The sequence below is a fragment of the Leisingera sp. M523 genome, assembly GCF_025141335.1.
In the GTDB taxonomy this organism is placed as follows: domain Bacteria; phylum Pseudomonadota; class Alphaproteobacteria; order Rhodobacterales; family Rhodobacteraceae; genus Leisingera.
The window spans coordinates 3,052,400-3,078,911 of sequence record NZ_CP081036.1 but is presented as its reverse complement, the minus strand read 5'-3'; the positions used below and the strand labels follow the sequence as shown (position 1 = coordinate 3,078,911).

The 26,512-nt window shown below is 62.0% G+C and carries 19 protein-coding genes and 8 pseudogenes; 17 read left to right on the top strand and 10 right to left on the bottom strand.

What is annotated here, in order from left to right; genetic code table 11:
- The first annotated feature begins 3 nt into the window (after nt 1-3).
- From K3557_RS15185 to K3557_RS15175, 3 genes are all read left to right on the top strand, one after another.
- Nucleotides 4-1,089, top strand: coding sequence for a microcin C ABC transporter permease YejB (locus K3557_RS15185; protein ID WP_129369751.1), 1,086 nt, complete (start codon nt 4-6; stop codon nt 1,087-1,089).
- A 3-nt stretch (nt 1,090-1,092) separates the two neighbouring features.
- Nucleotides 1,093-2,199: an ABC transporter permease gene (locus K3557_RS15180; protein ID WP_259994781.1), complete on the top strand. Its 1,107-nt coding sequence runs from the start codon at nt 1,093-1,095 to the stop codon at nt 2,197-2,199.
- Nucleotides 2,200-2,324: 125 nt separating this feature from the next.
- Nucleotides 2,325-3,920, top strand: coding sequence for an ABC transporter ATP-binding protein (locus K3557_RS15175; protein WP_259994780.1), 1,596 nt, complete (start codon nt 2,325-2,327; stop codon nt 3,918-3,920).
- 332 nt (nt 3,921-4,252) lie between these two features.
- Here the strand turns inward: K3557_RS15175 and hemN are convergent, their stop codons facing one another.
- Nucleotides 4,253-5,608 carry an oxygen-independent coproporphyrinogen III oxidase gene (gene hemN / locus K3557_RS15170; RefSeq protein ID WP_259994779.1) on the bottom strand — a complete coding sequence of 452 codons (1,356 nt, stop codon included), beginning with the start codon at nt 5,606-5,608 and terminating at the stop codon, nt 4,253-4,255.
- A 61-nt stretch (nt 5,609-5,669) separates the two neighbouring features.
- On the opposite strand from hemN, the gene fnrL reads away from it, so the two are divergent.
- Nucleotides 5,670-6,410: a transcriptional regulator FnrL gene (gene fnrL, locus K3557_RS15165; protein ID WP_259989929.1), complete on the top strand. Its 741-nt coding sequence runs from the start codon at nt 5,670-5,672 to the stop codon at nt 6,408-6,410.
- A 215-nt stretch (nt 6,411-6,625) separates the two neighbouring features.
- On the opposite strand, the gene K3557_RS15160 is transcribed toward fnrL, so the two are convergent.
- Complete coding sequence (locus tag K3557_RS15160) at nt 6,626-6,919, bottom strand: hypothetical protein (protein ID WP_259994778.1); 294 nt, start codon at nt 6,917-6,919, stop codon at nt 6,626-6,628.
- Nucleotides 6,920-7,354: 435 nt separating this feature from the next.
- Here K3557_RS15160 and K3557_RS15155 point away from each other — a divergent pair, with 435 nt between their 5' ends.
- Nucleotides 7,355-7,612, top strand: a complete 258-nt coding sequence (locus K3557_RS15155) for a GlsB/YeaQ/YmgE family stress response membrane protein (RefSeq protein ID WP_259989933.1) — start codon at nt 7,355-7,357, stop codon at nt 7,610-7,612.
- Nucleotides 7,613-7,693: 81 nt separating this feature from the next.
- On the opposite strand, the gene K3557_RS15150 is transcribed toward K3557_RS15155, so the two are convergent.
- Nucleotides 7,694-8,533, bottom strand: coding sequence for a universal stress protein (locus K3557_RS15150; protein ID WP_259994777.1), 840 nt, complete (start codon nt 8,531-8,533; stop codon nt 7,694-7,696).
- A gap of 204 nt (nt 8,534-8,737) precedes the next feature.
- Between K3557_RS15150 and ccoN the strand changes: the two genes are divergently transcribed.
- The 9 genes and pseudogenes from ccoN to K3557_RS15105 all read left to right on the top strand — a co-directional run.
- Nucleotides 8,738-10,348 (top strand): cytochrome-c oxidase, cbb3-type subunit I, encoded by a 1,611-nt coding sequence (ccoN, locus tag K3557_RS15145; RefSeq protein WP_259989937.1) that lies wholly within the window; start codon nt 8,738-8,740, stop codon nt 10,346-10,348.
- A gap of 14 nt (nt 10,349-10,362) precedes the next feature.
- Nucleotides 10,363-11,091: a cytochrome-c oxidase, cbb3-type subunit II gene (gene ccoO / locus K3557_RS15140; RefSeq protein ID WP_129369760.1), complete on the top strand. Its 729-nt coding sequence runs from the start codon at nt 10,363-10,365 to the stop codon at nt 11,089-11,091.
- 10 nt (nt 11,092-11,101) lie between these two features.
- The gene (locus K3557_RS15135) at nt 11,102-11,314 is read left to right on the top strand and encodes a cbb3-type cytochrome c oxidase subunit 3 (protein WP_259989940.1); all 213 of its coding nucleotides are present in this window, start codon (nt 11,102-11,104) and stop codon (nt 11,312-11,314) included.
- Nucleotides 11,311-12,180 (top strand): cytochrome-c oxidase, cbb3-type subunit III, encoded by an 870-nt coding sequence (ccoP, locus tag K3557_RS15130; protein ID WP_259994776.1) that lies wholly within the window; start codon nt 11,311-11,313, stop codon nt 12,178-12,180. Before K3557_RS15135 ends, ccoP begins: the two co-directional genes overlap by 4 nt.
- Nucleotides 12,181-12,394: 214 nt before the next feature.
- A pseudogene (locus K3557_RS15125) lies at nt 12,395-13,823 on the top strand (transposase).
- Nucleotides 13,824-13,869: 46 nt separating this feature from the next.
- Complete coding sequence (locus K3557_RS15120; protein ID WP_259994775.1) at nt 13,870-14,133, top strand: hypothetical protein; 264 nt, start codon at nt 13,870-13,872, stop codon at nt 14,131-14,133.
- 45 nt (nt 14,134-14,178) lie between these two features.
- A pseudogene (locus K3557_RS15115) lies at nt 14,179-14,820 on the top strand (tyrosine-type recombinase/integrase); the annotation flags it as partial.
- A 65-nt stretch (nt 14,821-14,885) separates the two neighbouring features.
- Nucleotides 14,886-15,320 (top strand): annotated as a pseudogene (locus K3557_RS15110) (helix-turn-helix domain-containing protein); the annotation flags it as partial.
- A pseudogene (locus tag K3557_RS15105) lies at nt 15,307-16,139 on the top strand (transposase); the annotation flags it as partial. The pseudogenes K3557_RS15110 and K3557_RS15105, both read left to right, overlap by 14 nt.
- A gap of 391 nt (nt 16,140-16,530) precedes the next feature.
- On the opposite strand, the gene K3557_RS15100 reads toward K3557_RS15105, so the two are convergent.
- Nucleotides 16,531-18,162, bottom strand: a complete 1,632-nt coding sequence (locus tag K3557_RS15100; protein ID WP_259994774.1) for an arylsulfatase — start codon at nt 18,160-18,162, stop codon at nt 16,531-16,533.
- 20 nt (nt 18,163-18,182) lie between these two features.
- Nucleotides 18,183-19,019 (bottom strand): TauD/TfdA family dioxygenase, encoded by an 837-nt coding sequence (locus tag K3557_RS15095; RefSeq protein ID WP_259994773.1) that lies wholly within the window; start codon nt 19,017-19,019, stop codon nt 18,183-18,185.
- 90 nt (nt 19,020-19,109) lie between these two features.
- Here K3557_RS15095 and K3557_RS15090 point away from each other — a divergent pair, with 90 nt between their 5' ends.
- Nucleotides 19,110-20,048 (top strand): LysR family transcriptional regulator, encoded by a 939-nt coding sequence (locus K3557_RS15090; RefSeq protein WP_259994772.1) that lies wholly within the window; start codon nt 19,110-19,112, stop codon nt 20,046-20,048.
- Nucleotides 20,049-20,219: 171 nt separating this feature from the next.
- Here K3557_RS15090 and K3557_RS15085 read toward each other — a convergent pair.
- A pseudogene (locus tag K3557_RS15085) lies at nt 20,220-20,434 on the bottom strand (transposase domain-containing protein); the annotation flags it as partial.
- A gap of 68 nt (nt 20,435-20,502) precedes the next feature.
- Here K3557_RS15085 and K3557_RS15080 point away from each other — a divergent pair.
- Together K3557_RS15080 and K3557_RS15075 are read left to right on the top strand one after the other, a co-directional pair.
- Nucleotides 20,503-20,892 (top strand): hypothetical protein, encoded by a 390-nt coding sequence (locus tag K3557_RS15080; RefSeq protein ID WP_259993787.1) that lies wholly within the window; start codon nt 20,503-20,505, stop codon nt 20,890-20,892.
- A complete protein-coding gene (locus K3557_RS15075) occupies nt 20,889-22,976 on the top strand; it encodes a recombinase family protein (protein WP_259993711.1) in 2,088 nt (695 codons plus the stop codon). The genes K3557_RS15080 and K3557_RS15075 overlap by 4 nt, the downstream gene beginning before the upstream one ends.
- 69 nt (nt 22,977-23,045) lie before the next feature.
- On the opposite strand, the pseudogene tnpC reads toward K3557_RS15075, so the two are convergent.
- The 4 genes and pseudogenes from tnpC to K3557_RS15060 all read right to left on the bottom strand — a co-directional run.
- Nucleotides 23,046-24,275: pseudogene (gene tnpC, locus K3557_RS15070) on the bottom strand (IS66 family transposase); the annotation flags it as partial.
- Nucleotides 24,273-24,557 (bottom strand): annotated as a pseudogene (locus K3557_RS20635) (hypothetical protein); the annotation flags it as partial. The pseudogenes tnpC and K3557_RS20635, both read right to left, overlap by 3 nt.
- Nucleotides 24,505-24,792: a transposase gene (locus K3557_RS15065; protein ID WP_259999647.1), complete on the bottom strand. Its 288-nt coding sequence runs from the start codon at nt 24,790-24,792 to the stop codon at nt 24,505-24,507. The gene K3557_RS15065 and the pseudogene K3557_RS20635, both read right to left, overlap by 53 nt.
- Before the next feature lie 356 nt (nt 24,793-25,148).
- Nucleotides 25,149-26,310 (bottom strand): annotated as a pseudogene (locus K3557_RS15060) (IS1182 family transposase); the annotation flags it as partial.
- Nucleotides 26,311-26,512 lie beyond the last annotated feature (202 nt).

The following is a 26,512-nucleotide window of genomic DNA, read 5'->3' as shown; positions in this document are numbered from 1 at the left end:
GACATGGCAGCCTATATCTTCAGACGCCTGCTTTTGGTGATCCCGACGCTGTTCGGCATCCTGCTGGTGAACTTTGCCCTGGTGCAGTTTGTGCCCGGCGGCCCGGTGGAGCAGATCATCGCCCAGCTTGAGGGCGGCGGCGATGTGTTCGAAGGCTTTGCCGGCGGCGGCGGTGATACCGGCACCGAGGCGATCAGCGCCAATGAAAACTACGCCGGGCGCCAGGGCCTGCCGCCCGAACTGATCGAAGAACTGCAGCAGCAGTTCGGCCTTGATAAGCCGCCGCTGGAGCGCTTCCTGACGATGCTTGGCAACTACGCAAGGTTCGATTTCGGTGAAAGCTACTTCCGCAAGATCGACGTGACCGACCTGGTGCTGGAGAAAATGCCGGTCTCGATCTCGCTTGGTCTGTGGTCCACGCTGATCGCCTATATGATCTCAATCCCGATGGGCATCCGCAAGGCGCTGCGCGACGGCTCGCGCTTTGACACCTGGACCAGCGGTTTCATCATCGCGGCCTATGCGATCCCGTCGTTCCTGTTTGCCATCATGCTGCTGGTGCTGTTCGCCGGCGGCTCCTATTGGCAGATCTTCCCGCTCCGGGGCCTCACCTCGGACAACTGGGATCAGCTGAGCCTGATCGGTAAGATCGGCGATTATGCCTGGCACATCGCACTGCCGGTGCTGGCCTCAACCATCGGCGCCTTTGCCACGCTGACGCTTCTGACCAAGAACTCCTTCCTTGACGAGATCAAGAAGCAATACGTGATGACCGCCCGCGCCAAAGGCCTCAGCGAGAACCGGGTGCTTTATGGCCATGTGTTCCGCAACGCGATGCTGATCGTGATTGCCGGCTTTCCCTCGGTTTTCATCGGGGTGTTCTTCTCCGGTTCGCTGATCATCGAGACGATTTTCTCGCTTGATGGTCTGGGGCGGTTGGGGTTTGAGGCGGCGGTGGCGCGCGACTATCCGGTGATCTTCGGCACCCTGTTCATCTTCGGCCTGATGAGCCTGGTTGTCGGCATCGTCTCGGACCTGATGTATGTGCTGGTCGACCCGCGCATCGACTTTGACAAGCGGGAGGGTTGACTGATGGCGCTTTCCCCCCTGAACCAGCGCCGCTGGAGCAATTTCCGCAAGAACAAGCGCGCCTTCTGGTCACTGATCCTGTTCACCGTGCTGTTCACATGTTCGCTTTTTGCCGAGTTCATCGCCAACGACAAACCCATTCTGGCGAGTTACCGGGGCGAGCTTTATACGCCGGTGTTCAAGTTCCATCCGGAGACCAAATTCGGCGGCGATTTCCAGACCGAGGCGATCTACAGCGACCCCGAGGTGGAATGCCTGATCCGCTCCGGCGGGGTTGAGGATTGCTTTGACGAACCCGAAACCATCCTGGAACAGATTGCAGCAGGCACCTATGCAGCGGAAGGGTTTCACCAAGGCTGGACCCTCTGGCCACCGATCCCCTACAGCTTCAACACCACCGTGGACCGTCCCGGCGCCGCACCGCTGCCGCCTAATGGGCAGAATCTTTTGGGCACCGATGACACCAAACGCGACGTGCTGGCGCGGGTGATCCACGGCTTCCGCTTGTCGATCCTGTTCACCCTGATCGTGACCGGCGCTGCCACCGTGCTGGGCATCCTGGCCGGTGCGGTGCAGGGCTTTTTCGGCGGCTGGCTGGACCTTGTGTTCCAGCGCGTCATTGAAATTTGGAGCTCCACCCCGACGCTCTATGTGATCATCATCATGTTTGCGATCCTGGGGCGCGGTTTCTGGCTCTTGGTGTTCCTGATGATCCTGTTCGGCTGGACTGCGCTGGTCGGCGTGGTACGGGCCGAATTCCTGCGCGCCCGCAATCTTGAGTACGTCCGTGCCGCCAAGGCGCTGGGGGTTGGCAATATGACCATCATGTTCCGACACATGCTGCCCAACGCGATGGTGGCAACGCTGACCATGCTGCCCTTTATCGTGACCGGCACCATCTCGGCGCTGGCGGGGCTGGATTTCCTCGGCTTCGGCCTGCCGTCTTCGGCGCCCAGCTTGGGTGAGCTGACCCTGCAGGCCAAGCAGAACCTGGAGGCCCCCTGGCTGGCCTTCACCGCCTTTTTCACCTTTGCGATCATGCTGTCGCTCCTGGTCTTCATCTTTGAAGGCGTGCGCGATGCCTTCGACCCCAGAAAGACCTTTTCATGAGTGTGCGGAACATTAGGGGCGTGGCTGCCTGGGCGGGCGCAAACGCGCCTGCCGGGGGGCAGGCAGGCGCGGTCCGGGCTGCAAGCGACCCGGGCGGGAATTGTGTTGACGGAGACGCAGAATAAATGGGCAATTCAGATTCTTCCCCCCTCCTGAACGTCCAGAACCTCCGCGTCTCCTTCCGCCAGGACGGTAAGGTGACCGAAGCGGTGCGCGGCGTCTCTTTCTCGGTGGGCCGCGGCGAGACCGTGGCGCTGGTGGGCGAGAGCGGCTCCGGCAAATCGGTCTCGGCTCTCTCCACTGTGTCGCTGCTGGGCGACAGCGCCATGGTGAGCGGCTCGGTTACCTACAACGGCACTGAAATGGTCGGCGCCAGCGAAAAACACCTGATGGACGTGCGTGGCAATGACATCAGTTTCATCTTTCAGGAGCCGATGACCTCGCTCAACCCGCTGCACACCATCGAACGCCAGCTGGAGGAATCCATCGCCCTGCACCAAGGGTTGACGGGCCGTGCGGCGCGGGACCGTATTCTGGAGCTGATGAACAAGGTCGGCATCCGCGACGCGGAAAGCCGGCTCAGCGCCTATCCGCATCAGCTGTCGGGCGGCCAGCGGCAGCGGGTAATGATTGCCATGGCGCTGGCCAACAAGCCCGACATCCTGATCGCAGACGAACCCACAACGGCGCTGGACGTGACAATCCAGGCGCAGATCCTGGACCTTCTGGCGGATCTGAAGAAAAGCGAAGGCATGGGGTTGTTGTTCATCACCCATGACCTGGGCATCGTGCGCCGCATCGCCGACCGGGTCTGCGTGATGAAGGACGGTGAAATAGTCGAGGAAGGCGCGGCGGCAGAGATCTTTGTCAATCCGCAGCACCCCTACACCCGGAAACTGCTGGCGGCGGAACCCTCCGGCACCCCGCCGCCGGTGCCCGCGGGTGCGCAAGAGCTGGTGGCTGCACAGGACCTCAAGGTTTGGTTCCCGATTCAGCGCGGGTTGCTGAAACGCACCATCGGCTATGTGAAGGCGGTGAACCCGATGTCTGTCTCCATCCGGGCCGGGGAAACCCTGGGCATTGTCGGCGAGAGCGGATCGGGCAAAACCACCTTGGCACTCGCCATTATGCGGCTGATCTCGTCCGAGGGCGCGGTCACCTTCCAGGGCCAGGATCTGCGCAAATGGTCCACACGGGATCTGCGGCGCTTGCGCAAAGACATGCAGATCGTGTTCCAGGATCCCTTCGGCTCGCTAAGTCCGCGGATGACCTGCGCTCAGATCATCTCCGAGGGGCTGGCGATCCACAAGGTCGACCAGCACCGCAAACCCCGCGATCTGGTGGCCGAAGTGATGCAAGAGGTCGGCCTGGACCCGGCGGCGATGGACCGCTACCCGCATGAATTTTCCGGCGGCCAGCGCCAGCGCATTGCCATTGCCCGCGCCATGGTGCTGCGCCCCAAACTGGTGGTGCTGGATGAGCCGACCTCGGCCTTGGATATGACAGTGCAGGTGCAGATTGTGGAACTGCTGCGCGACCTGCAGGCGCGCTACGGGCTGGCTTATTTATTCATCAGCCATGATTTGAACGTGGTGCGGGCGATGTCCCATAACGTGGTGGTGATGAACCAGGGCGACGTGGTGGAGACCGGTGCGGCCGAGGAGCTGTTCACAAACCCGCAGGCAGACTACACCCGCCGGCTGCTGGCGGCGGCGGGTTAACCCGCCGCCTGGTTAACATTGTGGCAGGCTTTGCAGCATTTATGCGCGCGCTGCCGGCGCAACGCCTGCAAGTTGCGGCAGCCCTTTTGACCAAATGTTTCGCGCGCGAAACATTGCGGCAGCGGTGCTGACCTACCTTCGCCCCCCCCCCAGAACAGGCGGAACAGGCGGAAACCTCCCGCGCCCGCAGGCCCGCCCGGCTGATGCCGGACGTGCCTTGGCGGCCTTGGGCCAGGCTCAGCGCCGCTGGCGCTGAGCCTGGCCCAACGGAAGCGCTGTGCCATATGGCGCAGCGTCGACGGGCGGGAGAGACTGGCAATCCGGGAGAGATTTCAAACCACTGTACTGTGGGCAGCCGTGCTGAGATCATAGGCGTCAAAACTGCGGGCGATCATCCGGGTCAGCGGACGGGCCTCCTCGCGGATGGCAAGGCCTTGGGCGGACACCGACAGCATGCCGGGGAAGGCGGCGCCGGCCTCGGCGAACATCCTTTCCAATCTTGCGGCAGGCACGGCAAAGCGCGACAGGATCTCTTCCCGGCTGATCCTGAAGTCGCACATCAGCGCCTCGATCAGCCGCGCCCGCAAGAGGTCCTCGCCGCTGAACCCGTGGCCGCGGGCAGTGGCGAATTGCCCGTCGCGGATGGCACGGATATAGGCCGATGTGCCCGGCGCATTCTGCGCATAGCCCTGTGGAAACCGTGAGATCGCCGAGGCGCCGATCCCGATCAGCACCTCCGCCGGGTCATTTGTATAGCCTTGGAAACTACGCCGCAGCCGCCCGGTCCGCTGCGCCACCGCCAGCCCGTCACCGGGCCGTGCAAAGTGATCGATACCGACCTCCCGGTAGCCGTCCCACAGGAACAGCCGTCGGGCGGTCTCAAACAGCTGCAGCCGGGCTTCGGGCGTTGGCAGAGTATCCGAGCGGATCATGCTTTGCCGCCCGGCCATCCAGGGCACATGGGCATAGCCGTAAACCGCCACCCGGCCGGGGGTCAGCGAAACGAGCTTTTGCACGCTTTCGGTCATTCCTGCCGGTGTCTGATGCGGCAGCCCGTACAGGATATCGGCGTTCAGGCCGGCAATCCCATGGCTGTGCAGCTGTTCGATGGCCGTCCGGGTCGACTCGAAACTTTGGATGCGGCCAATCGCTTGCTGAATGGTGCTGTCGAAATCCTGAACTCCAACCGTGGCATGGGTCATGCCAGCCCCGGCCAGCGCCTCCAGCCGCCGGTCCCCGATCTCATTCGGGTCGATTTCAACCGAGAACTCTGCCCGGGGCGCCAGGGGAATGGCCTCTGCGATGGTGCCGGCCAGATCGCGGATCAGCTCAGCGTTCAGGATCGTCGGAGTGCCGCCGCCCCAATGCAGGCGCGACAGGGTCACGCCCTCCGGCAGCTGCTGCCGCAGCAGTGCAATCTCGGCCTTCAATACCTGAACATAGGCCTCCACCGGCGCGTCCGAGCGGGTGCCTTGGGTGCGGCAGGCACAGAACCAGCACAGCCTGCGGCAGAACGGCACATGCACGTACATGGAAATACTGCTGCCGGGGGAAATCTTTGAAACCCAATTGGAAAACCGGGCGGGATCCACTGCATTTCCGAAATGCGGCGCCGTCGGGTAACTTGTATAGCGCGGCACTTTGGCGTCGAATAATCCGAGTTCGGCCAATTGAGGTTTCTGATCCATTCCTTTAGTTTTAGGCACGCCCGACAGGCAAACCTTGACCCAGATCAACCGGGATCCCCTGATGCACGCTCCAGTATTGTCACAATCCAGATGCGGCGACTGCCCGATCCGCCACCGCGCCGTCTGCGCGCGCTGCAACGCGGATGAGCTGGAGGAGCTGGATGCGGTCAAATACTACCGCACCTATGAGGCCGGTCAGCCGATCATCTGGTCCGGCGATGTGATGACCTTTGTCGGCTCGGTTGTGTCGGGTATTGCCTCGCTGACCCAGACGATGGAGGACGGGCGCACCCAGATGGTGGGGCTGCTGCTGCCCAGCGATTTTGTCGGCCGGCCCGGACGTGAAGGGGCGGCCTATGATGTGGTGGCGACCACCGACGTCGTGATGTGCTGCTTCCGCAAGAAACCGTTTGAAGAGCTGATGGAGCGCACCCCGCATATCGCCCACCGGCTGCTGGAGATGACACTGGATGAGCTGGACGCCGCCCGCGAATGGATGCTGGTGCTGGGCCGCAAGACCGCGCGCGAAAAGATCGCCAGCCTGCTGTCGATCATTGCCCGCCGCGATGCCTCGCTGACACCGCGCGGCGCCACCAGCCGCATGGTGTTCGACCTGCCGCTGACCCGCGAGGCAATGGCGGATTACCTGGGCCTGACACTGGAAACCGTGAGCCGGCAGATTTCGGCTTTGAAGAGGGACGGTGTTATTGAGCTGGAAGGCAAGCGTCACGTCACAGTGCCCGACATGCGCCGCCTGATGGAAGAGGCCGGCGACGACAGCGACGGCGGCTTCCTGGGCTAAGGCCGCATTTCCCTGCAATCCTCTGGATGTTCTCAATCAGCCAGCCCGCCACCCGCGCCGCAGTGCTGCGCGGACCTGAGGCGCGCAGGCTCCACTGCCGCAGGTCCCGTGGCAGGCTGACACGGATGTCAAAGGACGCCCGCTGGCCAGCAGCGGCGCCTGAAAAGCCTGATGGCCGATGAATATCCCGGCGCCGTTGATGTCCGCCTCAATTGCTAACGCATACAGCGAATACTGCGGCCCTCGCAGGTGCAGGACCTGATCCGGGCAGGCGGATCGCAGACCGGAAAGATCACGTCCTGTTCGGTCACAGCGCCCTGTTCACCGCCGTGGAACAGGCACAGGTCATTGGGCGTGCGCTCAAGGTTCTGCGGCTCTTCGGTTGCGGTGATCGAATCCTTGGTGTCCGGCATCTCGGCGCGCAGGCGCGGTGACTGCCGGAATTGCGCAATCGCGGGCAGGGCGGCGATGTGGACGGTGCCAAGGTGCTTTTCGATGCCGCCCGCCAATGCGGCATGAACGGGGTGCGCATCGGGACCCCTGAATTGGTGCGCCGCAGGGTGGAGCCAAAGCACGACCGCGCTTAGTGGAGCTGATGGCCGATGGTCTGCGGGCAGAGGTCCCGGCGGCGCTGGCGGGGAAAACTGCAGAGTTCCGCGGGGCCTTTCAAGGGATGCACTACGTCCGCCAGGGCTAAGACCGGAAGAACAGGGGGGCTCCCGCGCCTGCGCGTGCCCGGCTGTGCCGGACCCGCTGGCAGCCTTGGGCGTGGCACCGCGCAGCGGTGCCACGCCCAACGGGAGGAGGCCCTTCGCCAGATGGGCGGACGACGGGCGGGAGCTGCGCCGCTTTGCTGCGCTTGCCGCCAGGTCCCTTGCTGCCTGCAGGTGACCCGGTGCCGCGGCTGTGGTCTATTGGGGCAATCACAACAAACGGAGGCGGAAATGCAGTTTGGAAGCTTGATCGGGATGCTGATCATCGGGGCGCTGGCCGGCTGGCTGTCAGGCAAGATCATGCAAGGGCGCGGCTTTGGCATCCTTGGCAATATCATCGTCGGCGTGGTTGGCGCCTTTCTGGCCGGAACGATCTTTCCGGCACTGGGGTTTGCCGCGGGCGGCGGTTTCATCTGGTCGCTGATCCATGCCACCATCGGGGCGGTGATCCTGCTGTTCCTGATCGGCCTCATACGCAAGGCCGGGTAGGGTGCAGGCGACAATTGACGAAAAAGGCGCCCCCGCAGGGCGCCCTTTATTATTCGGTAAGATTGCTGACTGACAGGGCCGTCAATGCGCCATCAGCACCGGTACTTTGGCCTGTTCCAGCATGTTGCGGGTGGCACCGCCAAGGATCGCTTCGCGGAAGCGGGAATGGCCGTAGGCGCCCATCACAATCAGATCAGCGGCAGTGTCCGCCGCATGGCGGTTCAGCACATCGGATACCCGGGTCAGGGTCTTGCTGAGCACATCAATTTCGCAAGAAACACCGTGCCGGGACAGCATCTGCGCCAGCAAGCCGCCGGGGTCGGAGCGTTCCGGCCCGTGCTGCGGCGGGTCGATCACTGCGATACGCACCAGATCGGCGCCAATCAGGAATGGCATTGCCCGGCGGATCGCGGTCATCGCCTCGATGCTTTCGTTCCAGGCCACCAGAACGGTTTTGGGCTGGCGCATCGGTGCGGCATCGTCGGGCACCACCAGCACCGGGGCGCGGCCTTCGAACAAGGCGGCTTCGACGATCGGTTCGGCTTCGGCACGCTTGCCCGGGCCATAGGGTTTGCTTAGCACAACCAAGTCGGAAAAACGCGCCTGACGCGCCACATGGCGGCCGAGGTCCGCGATTTGGGCGACACCGCTGTCGGTGGCAAACGGCACGCCGGCCTGCTGCAGCGCGGCTTCGGCCTGGGCTTCGACCTGCTCGGCCTCTTCCTGGGCACGGGACAGGGTTTCCTGCAGCACCATCGCATTGGCGCCTGCGTAGTAATAGCCGGTCTGGGTACGGTCGACCCCAAGGCAGAGCGCATTGGCATGTGCACCAAAGTCTTCGGCCAGGGCCGTAATCTGCGCCAAAGGCGCTGCTGCTGTTTCCGCAGCTGTGAGAATGGTTAGCAAGGACTTGTAGGACATTGACACCTCTCGGCCGATGATACTGCGCAGCCCGGATGGCCGCGGTGCAAAGAATTCCGTTACACGGGCAGATGTGTCACATGTTGCGCGGATATGTCTTGATGCAGATCAAGGCATCAAAGATGCGCCTTTTGCATGAAGGGCGCGGTCTAATAACGTTCCCGTATCCGCAGGATTCGCGGGGGCATGGCAAAGGGACGCAAGATGTCTAACTATATCAAGCTGATAGCGCTTGGTCTGGTCACGCTGTTTGCGATGATCGGTTCCAATTACGCGCGGGATCTGGCTTACCAGGTGCATGCGATCATCGTGATGATCGTGGCTGGCGGCCTGTTCCTTTATACTTTGCGCCACACCAACGAGCCGAAACCGGCAGTTGTTGGTCTGGAGAATGAGTATTTCGACAGCGTCGTGCGCGCTGGCACAATCGCAACCGCCTTTTGGGGCGTGGTCGGATTTCTGGCCGGGACTTTCATTGCGTTCCAGCTGGCCTTTCCGGCACTGAATTTCGAGTGGGCGCAAGGCCTGGCCAATTTTGGCCGCCTGCGTCCGCTGCATACCTCGGCAGTCATTTTCGCCTTTGGCGGCAACGCGCTGATTGCAACCTCGTTTTATGTGGTGCAGCGGACCTCTGCGGCGCGGCTGTGGGGCGGCAACCTGGCGTGGTTCGTGTTCTGGGGCTACCAGCTGTTCATCGTGCTGGCGGCGACCGGCTATCTGTTCGGCTCGACCCAGTCCAAAGAATATGCAGAACCCGAATGGCACGTTGATCTGTGGCTGACCGTGGTCTGGGTGGCCTATCTGGCCGTGTTCCTGGGCACCGTGATCAAACGCAAAGAGCCGCATATCTATGTGGCGAACTGGTTCTACCTGGCGTTCATCGTCACCGTGGCGATGCTGCATCTGGTCAACAACATGACCCTTCCGGTCTCGATCTGGGGTTCCAAGTCAGTCATCGTCTGGCCGGGTGTTCAGGATGCGATGATCCAGTGGTGGTACGGCCACAATGCCGTGGGCTTCTTCCTGACTGCGGGCTTCCTGGGGATGATGTATTACTTCATTCCGAAACAGGCCGAGCGTCCGGTGTTCAGCTATAAACTGTCGATCATCCACTTCTGGGCGCTGATCTTCCTCTATATCTGGGCCGGTCCGCACCACCTGCATTACACCGCGCTGCCGGACTGGGCCTCGACCCTGGGCATGGTGATGTCGATCATCCTGTGGATGCCCTCGTGGGGCGGCATGATCAACGGTCTGATGACGCTCTCGGGCGCCTGGGACAAGCTGCGCACCGACCCGGTGATCCGGATGATGGTGATCTCGGTCGGCTTTTATGGCATGTCCACCTTTGAAGGTCCGATGATGTCGATCCGCGCCGTGAACTCGCTGTCGCATTACACCGACTGGACCATCGGCCACGTGCATTCCGGTGCTTTGGGCTGGAACGGCATGATCACCTTTGGTGCGCTGTATTACCTGGTGCCGGTGCTGTGGAAGCGGGAGCGTCTGTACTCGCTGAGCCTCGTCAGCTGGCATTTCTGGCTCGCCACCATCGGTATCGTGCTTTACGCCGCGTCAATGTGGGTGACCGGGATCATGGAAGGCCTGATGTGGCGCGAAGTGGACGCCAACGGCTTCCTGGTGAACTCCTTTGCCGACACTGTGGCAGCGAAGTTCCCGATGTATGTGGTGCGCGGTCTGGGCGGGGTCATGTTCCTCGCTGGTGCGCTTATCATGTGCTACAACCTGTGGATGACTGTCCGTAAGGCCCCGGCAAAAGAAGCCAGCCTGACGGTTCCGGTCCCGGCTGAATAAGGAGCCAGGCAGCTATGTCCATTCTCGACAAACATAAGATCCTCGAGACCAACGCGACCCTGTTGCTGATCTGCAGCTTCCTGGTTGTGACCATCGGCGGCCTGGTGCAGATCGCACCGCTGTTCTACCTGGAAAACACCATTGAGAAGGTGGAGGGCATGCGCCCTTACACCCCTCTCGAACTGGCGGGCCGGGACATCTACATCCGTGAAGGCTGCTATGTCTGCCACAGTCAGATGATCCGCCCGATGCGCGATGAGGTCGAACGCTACGGCCACTACTCGCTGGCGGCAGAGTCGATGTACGACCGTCCGTTCCAGTGGGGCTCCAAGCGGACCGGGCCGGATCTGGCCCGTGTCGGCGGCCGCTACTCGGACGAGTGGCATGTGGACCACCTGCGCAATCCGCAGGCCGTGGTGCCGGAATCGGTGATGCCGAAATACGGCTTTCTTGAGCGTAAGCGGGTCGACGGCAAATACATCGGCGACGTGATGGCGACCAATGCAATGCTGGGCACGCCTTACACCGACGGGATGATCGAGGCCGCCCAGGCCGATTTCCGCGCCCAGGCAGATCCCGACAGCGACTATGACGGGCTGCTGGAGCGTTACGGCGAGAAGGTCAATGTGCGCAACTTCGACGGCCAGCCGGGGGTATCCGAGGCCGATGCGCTGATCGCCTATCTGCAGATGATGGGCACGCTGGTCGATTTCTCGACCTTCACCCCGGACGCGAGCCGTTAAGGAGGGACAGATGGAATTCTATACACTCCTCAGGCAATTCGCGGACAGCTGGATGCTGCTGTTCCTGTTCACCTTCTTCATCGGTGTTGTGGTCTGGGCGTTCCGCCCGGGCAGCACTAAGGTTTACCAGGACACCGCCGACATCCCGTTCCGGCATGATGATGCACCGGCGCCTGCCGCAGGTGCGGACGAACCCGCCGAGACCAAGGAGGCGAGGGCATGAGCAAGAAATCGCAAAAGTTCGAAGGCGATCCGAACACCACCGGCCATGAATGGGACGGGATCGAGGAATTCGACAACCCGATGCCGCGCTGGTGGCTGTGGACCCTGTATGCCACCATCATCTGGGGCGTTCTTTACACCATCGCCTATCCGGCCTGGCCGCTGATCAACGGCGCCACTGCCGGGGTGCTGGGCTGGTCGACCCGCGCCGACGTGGCGGCTGAAATCACCGCGGTAGAAGAAGCCAACGCGCCGGTCAACGCCAAGCTGGAAGCAACCGAGCTGACAGCCATTGCGGAAGATGCTGAGCTGAACGCCTACGCGGTGTCGGCAGGCTCTGCCGTGTTCAAGACCTGGTGCGCCCAGTGCCACGGGTCCGGTGCGGCAGGGGCCAAGGGTTACCCGAACCTGCTGGATGACGACTGGCTTTGGGGCGGTTCGGTGGAGGATGTCCACGCCACCATCACCCACGGCATCCGCAACGAGGACAGCGACGATGCGCGCTATTCCGAGATGCCTGCATTCGGCCGTGACGAGCTGCTTGAGAAAGAAGAGATTTCCCAAGTGGTCAACTATGTGATGTCGCTGTCGGGCGAGGCGCAGGATGCTTCCAAGGTTGAGGCCGGATCGGTTGTCTTTGCCGACAATTGTTCCTCCTGCCATGCCGAGGACGGCACCGGCGACCGCAGCCAGGGCGCGCCGAATCTGGCCGATGCGATCTGGCTTTACGGCGGCGATTACGCCACCCTGAGCGAGACCGTGACCAATTCGCGCTATGGCGTGATGCCGGCCTGGAACACCCGCCTGACCGAGGCGCAGATCAGGGCGGTCTCGTCTTATGTCCACCAGCTGGGCGGCGGCGAATAAGCCGGAGCCGGTTGATCAGAATGATGAGAGGGCTGCCTGCGGGCGGCCCTTTTTTAAACTTGTTGTGATGGGAGGCTCGGCAGTCAGCCCGAACCGGCCGCCGAGATTCATTGCAGCGAAAGCCTGGAACGAGCTTATTCCGTTGAAAAACTCAGGTTGCCTTGCGGTCTGAGCGCTGATTCAATCTTCACATTGGTATCTGGGATTGATGGCGATGATGGGACCGAGGCAGGAAGCGCAAGGTGCGTTGTTCCATGAGTTCTCCATTGAGGGACATGTGCCGAGTGACCACATGCTGCGGGCGATTGACCAGTTTGTGGACCTGTCTGGTATCCGCCCGCACCTTGCTCCCTATTACAGTTCGACCGGCAGGCCGTCTGTGGATCCGGAACTGATCATCCGGATGCTTTTTGTGGGATACGCTATGGGCATCCGGTCCGGGCGGCGGCTTTGCGAAGAAGTTCACCTGAACCTTGCGTACCGCTGGTTCTGCCGCCTCGATCTCACTGACCCGGTGCCAGATCACTCGACCTTCTCGAAAAACCGGCCCTCTAGGCGATGCTTGCATCGCCTGCCGGGTGATACACGGCCGTTTCCGCGACAGCGATCTCCTGCGGCATGTCTTCGGGACCGTGGTTGCGTGCTGCATTGAGGAAGGGCTGGCCAGCGGCCAGCGTTTTGCAGCTGATGCCAGCCTGATCCAGGCGGATGCCAATCGGCAGAACTCCTCGCCGCAGGACGATTGGGAACCGGCGACGCTTGACCCGACGGATGCGCCGCGCGCAGTCAGGGAGTAACTGGACACACTGGATGACGCCGCCTTTGGCGCGGCCAGCCCGGTGAAGCCGAAGTTCACATCGCATTCCGATCCGGCCTCGCAATGGAGCGGTGCGCGGGGCGGGCCTGCCTATTTTGCCTATTCCGCGAACTACCTGACCGACACCGGCAATGCTGTGATCCTGAATGTCGAGGCCACCCGTTCGATCAGGCGGGCCGAGGTTGGCGCCGTACGGACGATGGTGGACCGGGTCACTGATACTTTTGGTCTTAAGCCCGAGCGGCTGATAGCCGGTACGGCCTATGGAACCGGGCCCATGCTGAACTGGCTGGCTGAAGAGCGAGGGATTGCACCGCATATCCCGGTGGTAGATAAATCAGGCCGTAAGGACGGCACCTTCGAGCGAGCCGCCGTCACCTATGACGCCGCGAACGACGCTTACATTTGCCCAGGTGGCAAGGAGCTCAGGCAATTTCGCCGGGCGTTCTCAAAACCGAGGGAAGCCAAGCCGGATCAGGATGGCATGCTGCGCTACCGGGCCCGTAAGTCCGATTGTGATGCCTGTGCCTTGAAACCAGGCTGCTGCCCGAAAGCTCCCCAGCGCAAAGTGACCCGGTCGATCTATGAACCCTCCCGCGATGTGGCTCGTGCAATCGCCCAGGCAACGCAATACGCGATTTCCTGCAAACTCCGGAAAAAGGTGGAAATGCTGTTTGCGCACCTGAAGCGGATCCTTGGGATTAACCGGCTCCGATTACGCGGCCCATGCCGCGCGCGGGACGAGTTCCACCTCGCAGCTGCCGTCCAGAACCTCAGAAAGCTCGCAAAGCTGCTGCCCATACCGCAAACGCCCCGTCCGGCATGAAGAGCGGAGAACGCGCCTTGCTGAAGAAGACTTCAGGGCGGTGGCAATGCGGAGTTTTTCAACGGAATATGCCCGGAGTGGTCATTGTGATTATTCTCTGCACGAGCCCGCAGCGGAAGAAATGCTGCATGCGCTCAAAATCTGGCGCTGTGACGCGGCGATGAAACTGGCCATTGGTGCAGCGCGCAGCGAGACTGGAACTGTCAATTCACAAGGAGCGGACGAGGACGAAGCCGCTGGCGTGGCAATGGCGTTTGTGGCTGATGTAGGGGATGAACCGGAAGCGGTGAGCATTTTGCGATCTTGGTGACCTGTCTGACGATTGGGGCGTTCTCAGTCGACAGAGGAGGTTCCAATGACAGAGGAGAGAACGACATCGCTTCGCGAGCGGATGACTGAAGACATGCGCATTCACGGGATGGGCGACAAAGCCCAGAAGGCACGCATTCGTGCGGTGAAGGGTTTTGCGGGGTTCCTGAAGCGCTCGCCCGAAACCGCGGCACCGGACGATCTTCGCGCCTATCAGCTGCACATGACCGATACCGGTGTGACGCCAACGACGTACAATGCGCGGATCATGGCGCTGAGGTTTCTGTTCGGGAAGACCTGCAGGCGCGAGGACATGAAGAAGTACATGCAGTTTCGCACGCAGCCCCGGAAGCTGCCGACGGTGCTGAGTGTCGAAGATGTTTCGGAACTTCTCGCCGCAGCGCCCGGCCCGGGTCTGAAGTATCGCGCCGCGCTCAGCATTTCCCATGGTGGGGGTCTGCGGGCTTCAGAGGTCTGCAATCTCAAGGTCTCCGACATCGATAGCGACCGGTTTCTGATCCATGTCGATGAAGGCAAAGGCCGGAAAGACCGCAAGGTGATGTTGTCGCCCGCTCTGCTCGACCTGCTGCGGGAGTACTGGGTTGAGGCGCGACCCGAGGGCTGGCTTTTCCCGGGCAAGCCCAAGATCAATCCGGTCACATCAAGGCAACTGGGCCGGGCTTTCAACTGTAGAACACGCGACTTGATCTGACATTTCTGCTCTGTTGGAGCGCAAGCATGGAGTGCCGATCAATGACGAGTATTCAGGATAAGATCATCAAACCGAAGCTGGGGCTGCTGGAACTTGCCAAGCAGCTCGGCAGCGTCTCGCAGGCCTGCAGGGTGATGGGGTACAGCCGGGACAGCTTCTACCGCTTCAAGGAACTCTATGAACAGGGCGGCGAGCAGGCGCTGATGGATCTCAGCCGCCGCAAGCCGGTCCTGAAGAACCGGGGGCCGGAGCATGTCGAGCAGGCAGTGATCGAGCTGGCCATCGAAAACCCGGCGCTGGGGCAGAAGCGCGCCTCGTGGGAGCTTCAGCAGCAGGGCATCATGGTGTCGTCTTCCGGCGTCCGCTCGATCTGGCTGCTGAACGATCTGGAAACCATGAAGAAGCGGCTGAAGGCCTTGGAGGCCCTTGCCGCCCAGGACGGCATCCTGCTCACCGAGAGGCGATCCCAAGCGCTTGGGTGCACGTTTCGGCATGACGTCCGTGTTGCACACTTGGGGATCGGCGATGACGCATCATCCCCACATTCACATGATCGTACCCGGTGGCAGTCTTTCACCGGACGGCTCCAGATGGGGCGCCTGCAAGCCGGGGTTCTTTTTACACGTCCGTGTCCTGTCGCGGCTGTTTCGCCGTCTGTTCATCGAAGGGTTGATGGCACTGCACCGCACCGGGCAGCTTGCTTTCTTCGGCGACCTGAGGGGACTGGGGGATGCAGAGGCCTTTGTCAGATACCTCGCACCGCAGCGCAAAACCGAATGGATGGTCTATGCCAAACCGCCCTTCGGCGGACCCGGGCAGGTGCTGGGCTATCTCAGCCGCTACACCCACCGTGGCGCCATCTCCAGCAGCCGCCTCATCAGCGCGGATGCCCAGGCGGTGGCCTTTCGCTGGAAAGACTACCGCGTCAAATCAGGCGACCGCCAAAAGGTCATGCGCCTGAGCACAGACGAGTTCATCCGCCGGTTCCTGATCCACGTCCTGCCCCCTTTCGGCAGATTTGGCTCTGCCAAATCGCCTGCCGGGCAATGGATGGCTTCCACCGCATCCGTCACTACGGCCTGCAGGCCAGTTTCGCCCGCAAAGCCAATATCGCAAAAATACGGCAGCTACTTGAAGTGGAACAGACGCCGGAACCCAAGGAAAGCACCGAGATCATCCCGCTCACACTGCGTGAGCCGTGCCCTGACTGCGGTGGCCCCATGCGCATCATCGAGATCTTCCGGCGCGGCCAGAAGCCAACCACCCGCGCACCGCCAAGGAACCAGGCCGCATGATGGAACGCAAATCAAATTGCTCAATAGCAGCCTGAGCCGGTGAGGCGGTTTTGGACAGTGCCGCCCTGCACCGGATCATGCCGCAGCTCAAACATCCAGCAACGCGCACCGGGGAAATGGCGATGCCCGGATGCCTGACAGCGCTGAACAAGGCTCTTGGCACAAAGGAAAGAACCGCTTCCAATCGGTCAGCACTTCCCGGAAAATAACATCGGCGAAACGCTTTCCCCATAGACACCGACCAGCTTCCGCGGCCTCCTCCTTGTCAGGGTTTCCCAACGCGGGCCACAGTCAGTACACGTCGATACCTCGCGCCATGGCACGCATCGAAAAACCTTAAAAAAACCGGTCTTTTTCCAAGCGGGGCCCAGTAGCCGCTTAGCTATCAGTTTCAGCCATTAGGGGTTTCCATCTTCCACGCCGCCAGCAGTTTCGGCAGCGCTTCGTTCCAGTCCAGGACACCGGCGGTTTGCGCCCAAGCCTGATACTGGCGGAACATATCTTTCTCCAAGGCGGGGTTGCAGCCCGCAAGATCGGTTAGTTCGGTGCGGTCGGCTTCGATGTCGTAAAGCTCCCAAGGGCAATCATGCAGCCGCACAAGCTTGAACTGCCCCAACCGGATCGCGGCGTTGCCCTCGTGCTCAAAGAAGATCGGTTGCGCGCGCTGCCAGTCCTTGCCCTGAAAAAGGCTCATCAGCGATTCCCCCTGCAGCGGCTGGATTTCATGGCCGCCCATCTCGGTCTGATAGGCGGCGCCGGCGGCTTCCAGGATGGTCGGCAGGATATCGACCACATGACAGGCCGCATGGGCATTGCCGCGCGGTTTGAACCCCAATGGCCAATGGGCCACCAGAGGGGTCGAGATGCCGCCCTCATGCACATAATGCTTGTAGAGGCGGAACGGCGCATTGGAGACATTGGCCCAAGGCTTGTCATAGCTCTGAAAGGTCTGGGCATCGCCCGGGCGCAGGCCGGTCACATTGCCCATGGTGATCTGCCTGCCGTCGTGCGTTTTGTCCGGGTAGAACTTCGCCCAGCCGTCCTCGGCCATGAATTCGGCGCAGCCGCCGTTGTCGCTGAGGAATAGGATCAGAGTGTTTTCGAACTGCCCGAGCCGTTTCAGAGCAGCGATCAACCTGCCAATCGACTGGTCCATGCGGTCCACCATAGCCGCATAGGTGGCCATTTTGCTGGCCTCCCAATCCTGGTTCTTTTCCTGTTCCCAGCCATGCACAGTGCTGTCGCGAGGGGAGATGTCCCAGCTGCACTGGAACACGCCCTGTCCGTTCATCGTTTCATGGCGCGTGGTACGGATATGGTCCCAGCCTTTGGCATAGACGCCGTCGTATTTTGCGATGTCCTCAGGGTGGGCATGCAGCGGCCAGTGCGGCGCGGTATGGGCAAGGTAGAGGAAAAAGGGTTTCTCCGCCTCCACCGCGCCTTCGATCATGCCGATGGCCTTATGGGTGATGGCGTCGGTGAAGTAGAAATCATCCGGGAAGGTTTCGACGCGGCTGTCGTCCTCCAGCATGTAATGCGGCGAAAAGAAATGCGTCGCCCCGTCCATGATTCCGTAAAAGCGGTCAAAGCCGCGCTGGCGCGGTGTCGGATGCTCAACGTCTCCGACCCGCCAGCTGTCCACCTCGCGCGCTTCGAAATCACCTGCAACATGCCATTTCCCGGACATCAGCGTCGCATAGCCGCTGGCGCGCAGATGCTCGGCAATGGTGGCGCTGTCGTTGCGCAGGAACCCCTGATAGGCAGGCGTGCCCAGATTGGCGCCCATATGCCCGACGCCGGCGTTATGCGGGTAGAGCCCGGTCAGAAGCGACGCCCGCGTCGGGCAGCAGCGGGCACAGTTGTACATTGCAGACAGCATCACGCCGCCCCGCGCAAGGGCGTCGATGTTGGGGGTCTGGATTTCAGACCCGGTGCAGCCGAGATCGGCAAAGCCCATGTCATCCGCGAGGATCAGGATAACATTGGGGCGACTGATTTCTGCCTGAGGGTTGTTGTTAGTCATACCGGTACATTCACTAAGACTCAGGCCGCGGGAGTGGTTGCAAGCGGGCCGCCCTCAACGGTGACCCGATGCATCAGGCGGCGGAAGCCGTGATAGTCATTGATCGCCTTGTGCCAGGTGGCGCGATTATCCCACATGGTAATGTCACCGGCCCGCCAGCGCACGCGGCATTGAAACTCTGGCTGCTGGCAGTGGGCATAAAGCATGGCCAGAAGCGCCGAGGATTCTTCCGGGTTCAGCCCTTCAATGCGGGTGGTGAAGACCGGGTTCACAAAAAGGCCGCGCCTTCCGCTCAGCGGATGGGTGATGACCACCGGGTGACGGACATCCTGGGTGGCGGCCTCTGCATTGCCCAGACGGCCCGATTTCACGGCCTCGCTGTCCATCGCGGCGGCGCCGAACACATGCCGCGAGGAGTGTACGGCCGTCAGACCATCAAGAAACCGGCGCATCGGTTCTGAAAGCGCCTCATAGGCGGCGCCCATGGAGACAAATAGCGTGTCGCCGCCATAGGGCGGCATCTCGATGGCGTGAAGAATAGAGCTCATCGCCGGTTCCTGATCATAGGAATGATCGGTATGCCACCCCTCACCAACGGCCTCTGTCTGGTCCTTCTCTTTCAGGACCGTGGCGATTTCCGGGTGGCCCTCAACCGGCTTGAAGAACCGGTTGACATTCACAGGTCCAAAACGGCGGGCAAAAGCCAGGTGATCCCCCGGTCCGGCGGTCTGCCCCCGCAGCACGATCACCGAATACTCCGCAAAGGCGTCCCGGATGGCGCTGAAATCCTCGCTGCGGCGGATATCCGCCCCCAGGATTTCCGCACCTAGCCCGCCGGTCATTGGCAAAATGTCCATGATATCCTCCGCTGTTACCTGCAGGCAGCATAGGGCCTGCCCAAAAGCTGGAAAAACTGATTTAATCTGTTTCAAAGAGAGATTTTCCCAATGGTTCGCTTCACCCTTCGCCAACTCACCTACCTGACGGAAACCGCACGGCAGGGCGGTATTGCCCAGGCGGCGCGGCAGCTGAATGTCTCTGCCGCAGCCGTCGCCTCGGCTCTGGATAAGCTGGAGGCCGCCACCGGCCTGACCCTGTTTGACCGGTTTCCGGCACAAGGCATGCGGCTGACCCGCGCTGGCGGGACGTTCGCCACCCAGGCCGAGGCGCTGCTGGTACAGGCCTCGGCGCTGGACCGGCGGGCCGCGGATCTTGCGTCGGGCCGCGCTGGCAGGATCCACATCGGCACCCATCACGCACTGGCGCAGCAGATCGTGCTGCCTGCGGTGCTTGCTTTCCGCGAAAACCACCCGGGCGTTCGTATCGAGGTGAAGGAAGCGGACTATCCGGCATTGGTGGCCGCGCTGGACACTGGCGAAGTGGATGCGCTGGTGGTCTTTGACCAGGGGTTCGATCCCGGTCGGCATGAGGTTGAAGTACTTTTGGAGCTGCCGCCCCTGGTTCTGTTGTCAGGCTCACACCCCTTGGCAGCGAAAGCCCGGATCAGCCTGTCCGACCTGACCGGTCTGCCATATATCTCCGTCTCACCTGCTGGCCCAGGCCCCAGCTACCTGCAACTGCTGCAGGCCGCGGGCGTTCACCCCGAGGTTCCGTTCCAGTCCCAATCCCGTGAGCTGGTGCAGGCTTACGTCGGCAAGGGGTTCGGTTTTACGCTTGCAGGCTTCCCGCCCAAACAGGACTACACAACTGAAGGCGACCCCATCGTGGCGCGGCCGCTCAAGGAAAACATCGGGCAATACAGGGTGGTGATTGCCCGCTCGCGCCAAGCAGTTCAGACAGCGCTGATTGACCGGTTTCTAGAGGTCTGCAAGTCGCCGATCTCTGTCTCAGGCCTTGCAGGTATCCAAAGCTCTGCAAACCTTTGATGCTGCCGTTCGTCTTTTCTGCAGCATCAGTCAGAATGAGCTCAGTGCCGTCGAATGCCAACGCAGCAGGCGCCGCGGTAGGGACAGGCCGGAACCGGCCATCAGCGAAATGGGCTAAACCCTTGAACTTCAGCGGGCTCTTTGTAAGCGTTGCCCCCGCCCCACGCGGGATCAGCTTGACGGCTGGAAATTCCAGGGGAGGAGCTCGCCGGCCGGCTGGCAGGGTGACCTGCAGCGATGGCTTCGAGGGTGGCCTGGAGGGAGGCGAAGGGTGCGACGCCGCTGATCTTCGCCGTGGCGATGAGCGAAGCGATGCGGCCCCAGGTGCGGCCGCCTTCGTCGTGACCGGCAAAAAGTGCGTTCTTCCTGGTCAGGGCCAGTTCCCGTTCATTCTGCCCATGTCGGGCAAGTTTACCGGGTTCATTATCGATGGCATGCCTATTTTGGCTCGGACGTGAAGGTTTTCCGCACGCTCAATCGCTGTGATGGCCAACATGTTGGGATCGAGCGCGATGCGGGGATCGCGATCCTGGCACCCGCTTGGATTCTGGATGCTTCGGTTTGTCAGAGTTTCGAGCTTGGCGCACCTTTGGTGTCCACGGATGCGCTTTTCGAACTTCATTCGGTTCTCGGGCACCTCGGTTTCCGGCGAGGGTTGAATGGTGACGGGTCACCCATGGAGGCCCCGAATGAAGCATCACAGATCCTCGACACCAGCCCAGTTGCCGCTGCCGTTATCGCCGGCACCATCGCTGACGGAACCGGAATACCGGTCGATGGTGACAGCCCTGGCGCAATTGCTGCTGACCGCGGCAAAAGCCGGTCCGGGAGGGCACAGCAATGAATGACATGGCCCTCACGTTTCCACCGGAACTGCTGAAGCGTCAGGCGGTGATCTACGTGCGCCAGTCGACGCAGAGCCAGGTTATGACGAACCTCGAAAGCCAGCGCCGGCAATACGATCTTGTCGAGATGGCCCGCGGATATGGATTTGCCGGGATCGATGTCATCGACGACGACCTTGGTGTATCGGCCAGTGGCTGTCACGCCCGCCCCGGCTTCGAACGGCTCGTGGCCATGCTGTGTTCGGGCTCGATCGGCGCCGTCTTCTGCCTGGAAGTATCGCGCCTGGCCCGCAACGGCCGCGACTGGCATCATATGCTGGAGCTTTGCGGCCTGGTCGATGCGCGTGTCGTGGACCATGACGGCGTCTACGATCCGCGTCATCCCAATGACCGGCTGCTTCTGGGCATGAAGGGCAGCATCAGCGAGTTCGAGCTTGGCGTCTTGCGCACGCGCATGGTTGAAGCCGCCCGCGCAAAAGCGCGCCGCGGAGAGCTGCGCTATACCCCGCCGACCGGCTATCTGTGGGATCGTGACGCTGGGGTGATGTTCGATCCCGATCTCCGGATCCAGGAGGTCGTCCGGCAGATCTTCTGCCGGTTTCGCGAGCTTGGAAGTGCCCGGCAGGTACTTCTGGCCATGTCTGCCGAGGGCGTTCATTTCCCCAGACCCTCCGATGGTATCAGATTGACGAGCTTCGAATGGCAGCCCATTCGCTACCGCAACGTGATCAGCGTGCTGAAGAACATGTTTTATGCGGGCGTCTACGCCTATGGTAAGACCGGCCGGCAAGCAGAAATCCGGGACGGGCGCGCGCATGTCACTTACAAGAACCGCAAATCCCCCGAAGACTGGGATGTGGTGATCAGGGATCACCACCCCGGCTATATCGATTGGGAGGAGTATGAACGCAATCAGGCACAGCTGGCCAGGAACGCTTTCGGGCGCGCCGGCGGGGTCAAATCCGGTCGCGGCGGCGGCGCGCTTCTGGCCGGCCTCCTCTGCTGTTCGAGATGCGGGCGGCGGCTGCATGTGGTCTATACCGGCCGCAGTCCACGCCCTGTCTACCGCTGCGACACCCCCAACCTTCTTCTGGGACAGAAGCGCTGTATCACCTTCGGCGGGTTCCGGGCCGACAAGCTCATCACCGAGGCCGTTCTTGAGGCCGTGGCGCCAATTGCCATCAACGCCGCTATCGAGGCACGTGCCATGTTGAGCCAAGCCGTGGAAGACAAGCGGCTGGTGCTCGAGATGGAGTTGCAGCAGGCCCGGTACGACGCATCTCTGGCGGAACGGCGCTACGCCGCCTGTGACCCGGATAACCGTCTCATCGCGGCGGAATTGGAGAACCGATGGGAAGAGGCTCTGGGACGTGTTCGAAGCTTCGAGCAGCGCCTGAATGCGGAGATTGCCGCAGTCCCGGACGTGGATGTCACCCGCCTGGAGGGGCTGGCGCAGGACCTTGAGGCCGCCTGGGCGGCTCCGGCGACCTCCATGCGCGACAAGCAACGATTGCTCAGAACGCTGATCGAAGACATCGTGGCGGATATCGACGACGATACAGGCGAAATTGTTCTGGTCGTCCACTGGAAAGGCGGCCGGCACACGGAATTGCGCGTCAAGAAGCCAAAGAGCGGCGAACACAATGCCCGCACCAGTGAAGAGGCGCTTGGAGTCATTCGCGAGATGGCAGGACGCTGGCCGGATGAGTCGATTGCTGCCTGTCTAAACCGCATGGGAATGCAGACTGGCCAGGGCAAGACCTGGAATGCGAAACGCGTTTCATCCATCCGGCGTGTGAATGACATTCACGGATACCTGTCTGCTGACAAGGATGGCCCGTGGCGCACAATGACCGAGGCAGCGAAAGAGCTCGGTGTGACCAATCACGTCATCCGCAAACTGATAAAGGACGGTATTCTGCCCGCAAATCAGGTGGTCGATGGCGCGCCGTACCAAATCCGGACGGCTGACCTGCATTCGGATAAGGTCAAAAACGCTCTCGCACGGAAAGGACGCCCGTGTCGCGCTGACCTCGACGACCAGCTATCAATGTTTCCAAGCGCTTACGAAGGGGGTGCATAATGACCAACCAACTGCGATCGGGCGGATCAGGTTCTCGGGCAGGCAATTGCGAAGCAATCTGCCGAGAGGGGCATTGGAGCCGGTCCCGACGCGGCCGTCGTGAAGGAAGGTCTGCAGCCCGCCCCACTGGCGGTGGATATAGGCCAGCTTCTCACCGAGACGCGACTTTGAGGAGATCCGGCGGCGCTGGTTTTGCAGCCATTCTCCGAACCCGGCGGCCAGCGGCGCGGCGCGGGCCTGCCGGGCCGACAGCCGCTGGTCGGGGTCCATGCCGCGGATCTCACCCTCGATGCGGTAAAGCTCCGCAACCCGGCGCAGCCCCTCGGCGGCGATCGTCATGCCGGAGGCGTGCTTCCAACACGGTGCCGTCGCGGTCGAAGACCTCCTTCAGCTTCCTGCGGGCATGCGCCCAGCAATACGCGACGGTGACCGGCGCGCGCCTTTCCGCGAGGGGCGCGTCAGCCGGTTGCAGCCGGTATAGCCGTCTGTCACCCGGCAGGCGCATCCGCAGGATGCTGCCGGGAGGGTAGCTGCAGGATGCCATCAAAGCCCTGCAGGATCTGTTCCGCGTTCTGCCCGGCGCGGCCGGGAGCATAGGTGAACACCACGCCGGGCGGGTCATCGCCGCCCCTTCCGCGGTCGTCCCGGGCCAGCGCCCAAAGGTATCCGGTCTTTGTCCGGCCGCGGCCCGGGTCCAGGACCGGCGCCGTGGTCTCGTCTATTACCCGGCAGGCGCATGCGCAGCATGCTGCCGAGAGGGCATGAACAGCTTGCCCGAGCCCTCCAGGTGCTCGGGCAAGCCGGTCGACTACGGGACCGAGGTGGCAGGCGGCGGTGCCAACCCAATCGGCGAGCGTACTGCGGTGAATGTCGATCCCGGACCGCGCCAGGATCTGGATCTGGCGATATAGAGGCGGGTGATCCGAGAGCTTGTTGACCAGCACATGCGCGATGGCGTCCTCGGTCGGCAAACCGCCCTCGATCAGGTGCGCGGGGGCCGGTGCCTAGGTGACGCCCTCGGCGCAGGCGCGGCAGGCATACTTGGGCCGGACGGTGATCCCTCTCGAGCATGTAAACATGCACTGCCGGGCAGTGAATGACGCGGAGCTGCACGGGAATAATATCCAACCGCTCGGTGCGGTCGTCACGCCAAAGGCGTGCCTGCGGCACGACGCCGATCCGGTGCATCTCGCCGCACCCGCATGGGCAGTCCAGGCTGTCCGGCTCGATCACCCTCTCGATCCGCGGCAGGTCCTTGGGCAGATTGCCCCGGTTGCGGCGCCGGACCAGTGGCCGTTTGCGCGTCCTGCTGCGTCTCGACCTCGGCCACTGCGGTCTCGAGATCCGCGAAGGCCAGCTGCCGGCCGCCATTGTCGCTCGAACCAATGGCGCATCAATGGCTTGCTCCTCGCTCAGCTTCTCCGACCGCTTGCCATGCACGGCCTGGTTCAGCTCGGCGACGAGGTGCTCCAGGCGTTTGTTGGCCTCCCGAAGCGCATCCCGCTCGCGCAGCACTGCCAGGACAGCGTCACGCTGGTCTTCGGGAATGGCAGAAAGGTCGATGGGCGGGGCGCTGGACATGGCCGGGCCATACCCTGTTCTGCCCCTCTGGGAGCAGGCTTTCGGCTGCCCGAGTCACTCTGCCACAGCCGGGCGGCGCGCCTCCAGCGACCGCACCCGCCACGCCATTCACAGTCGCGCCCGGTTCGAGCGTATCCGCCACTGCCTGGGCCTTGGCTTCATCCGGCCACCGCCGGTGACCCGACGCGTGGATCTCGACACCCAACGAAATTAGAAACGAATTTGTAGCGCACATTGCGAAACGCACTCCCCACTATGAGTTGTGCAAGATCTCGCAGCACCGGATAGGCGCTACAACGTGGGGCGCCGCCGCCGGTTACGGGTCATTGAATTCTCTAAGTTTACTTCTCCCGAGTTAAGCTAAAAACGAAATGTTAGATGGACAAAAAAACCTGAAAAAACCACCCGGCAAAAAAAACGGTCGTTTTTGTCACTGACCACCCCTACACCAGAGTCATGGAAAAATATCGTGCCAAAAACCTTTGGCAAAACTCAGCTTGATTTTGTCACGTTTTTGGCCGTCTGTTGAAGGCCGGACCTTCGTTCACTGATCCTCCGTTTTCCTAAACATAACGGCGGGCCACTTCAGTAGGGGCAGCACCGCGGCTTCAGGGCACAGGCCTCACAGTCTGGTTTGCGGGCCCGGTAGCGCAGGGTGCCGTCCTTATTGTCGCCTGATCTGGGTGTCGTGAACGCGCGCCGGTATTGCTTGAGCTCCTTGCCGCCAGGGCAGATGCAGGCGTCGTTCCCGGCATCGTAGGTGAAGCCGGCCCTTTCAAAGGTGCCGTCCTTGCGCCCGGACTTGTCCCCTCTCTGGACATTGCTGCGCAATGCCCTGCCGGGCAGTGGATCACCGGGATATGCGGTGCGATCCCGCGCTGCCGGTCCAGCCAATCGAGCATTTCGCCCGTGCCGTAAGCGGTATCGGCGATCAGGCGGCCAGGTTTCAGGTCGAAGGCATCGCTCACCCGATCCACCATTGTCCGCACGGCACCGGCCCCGGCTTGCCGGATCGAGCGGGTCGCCTCGACATCAAGGATCACGCCATTGCCGGTGTCGATCAGGTCGTTCGTGGAATAGGCAAAATAAGCGGGTCCACCCCGTGCGCCGGTCCATTGCGAGGCCGGATCGGAATGCGAGGTGAACTTCGGCTTTACCGGGCTGGCCGCGCCGAAGGCCGCATCGCCGAGCGCCGCCAGATCCTCCCTGACAGCGCGCGGCGCGTTCTCGGGGTTGATCTTCTCGGGGGCCCAGTCCGCTTGCGGCGGCGAGTTCTGCCGGTTGGCATCTTGGCATCGGCCTGGATCAGGCTGGCATCCGCCGCAAAGCGCTGACCACTCGCCAATCCTTCCTCGATGCAGCGCGCGGCCACCGTCTCGAACAGATGCCGCAAGAGATCGCTATCGCGGAAACGGCCGTGCCGGTTCTTTGAGAAGGTCGAATGGCCGGGCACTGGGCCGGTCAGATCAAGGCGGCAGAACCAGCGATAGGCGAGGTTGAGATGCACCTCCTCGCAGAGCCGCCGCTCCGAGCGGATGCCCATCGTGTAACCGGCCAGGAGCATCCGGATCATCAGTTCCGGATCAACCGGCGGCCTGCCGGCCGAACTGTAGAAAGGAGCCAGGTGCCGCCGGATGCCAGACAGGTCGACGAACCGATCTATCGCCCGAAGCATGTGATCCTGCGGGACATGATCCTCGATCGGGAACTCATAGAACAGCGCGCCCTGCGCTTCCTGCCGTGGCCCCATCATTGCCACGCACCTCCGCTTGCCTCGCGGAAAGTGAATCAGCACTCAACACCCAAAACAACCCGGGTTTTTCAACAGAACAGGCTGGCTGCGGTCATCCAGACCAAGAGAGCGGATGGCAACAATGTCCGTTCCTCGTTGGCAGATCCTGGCTGCAGCGAAAGGACGGTTTGAATTCCGCGCCTCAGAGTGACTTTGAATGGCC

Coding starts and splice junctions, on each gene's coding strand:
- K3557_RS15185 (WP_129369751.1), top strand. CDS start 4: ATGGCAGCCTATATCTTCAGACGCCTGCTTTTGGTGATCCCGACGCTG.
- K3557_RS15180 (WP_259994781.1), top strand. CDS start 1,093: ATGGCGCTTTCCCCCCTGAACCAGCGCCGCTGGAGCAATTTCCGCAAG.
- K3557_RS15175 (WP_259994780.1), top strand. CDS start 2,325: ATGGGCAATTCAGATTCTTCCCCCCTCCTGAACGTCCAGAACCTCCGC.
- hemN (WP_259994779.1), bottom strand. CDS start 5,608: ATGGATCAGAAACCTCAATTGGCCGAACTCGGATTATTCGACGCCAAA.
- fnrL (WP_259989929.1), top strand. CDS start 5,670: ATGCACGCTCCAGTATTGTCACAATCCAGATGCGGCGACTGCCCGATC.
- K3557_RS15155 (WP_259989933.1), top strand. CDS start 7,355: ATGCAGTTTGGAAGCTTGATCGGGATGCTGATCATCGGGGCGCTGGCC.
- K3557_RS15150 (WP_259994777.1), bottom strand. CDS start 8,533: ATGTCCTACAAGTCCTTGCTAACCATTCTCACAGCTGCGGAAACAGCA.
- ccoN (WP_259989937.1), top strand. CDS start 8,738: ATGTCTAACTATATCAAGCTGATAGCGCTTGGTCTGGTCACGCTGTTT.
- ccoO (WP_129369760.1), top strand. CDS start 10,363: ATGTCCATTCTCGACAAACATAAGATCCTCGAGACCAACGCGACCCTG.
- K3557_RS15135 (WP_259989940.1), top strand. CDS start 11,102: ATGGAATTCTATACACTCCTCAGGCAATTCGCGGACAGCTGGATGCTG.
- ccoP (WP_259994776.1), top strand. CDS start 11,311: ATGAGCAAGAAATCGCAAAAGTTCGAAGGCGATCCGAACACCACCGGC.
- K3557_RS15120 (WP_259994775.1), top strand. CDS start 13,870: ATGCGGAGTTTTTCAACGGAATATGCCCGGAGTGGTCATTGTGATTAT.
- K3557_RS15100 (WP_259994774.1), bottom strand. CDS start 18,162: ATGACTAACAACAACCCTCAGGCAGAAATCAGTCGCCCCAATGTTATC.
- K3557_RS15095 (WP_259994773.1), bottom strand. CDS start 19,019: ATGGACATTTTGCCAATGACCGGCGGGCTAGGTGCGGAAATCCTGGGG.
- K3557_RS15090 (WP_259994772.1), top strand. CDS start 19,110: ATGGTTCGCTTCACCCTTCGCCAACTCACCTACCTGACGGAAACCGCA.
- K3557_RS15075 (WP_259993711.1), top strand. CDS start 20,889: ATGAATGACATGGCCCTCACGTTTCCACCGGAACTGCTGAAGCGTCAG.
- K3557_RS15065 (WP_259999647.1), bottom strand. CDS start 24,792: ATGTGCGCTACAAATTCGTTTCTAATTTCGTTGGGTGTCGAGATCCAC.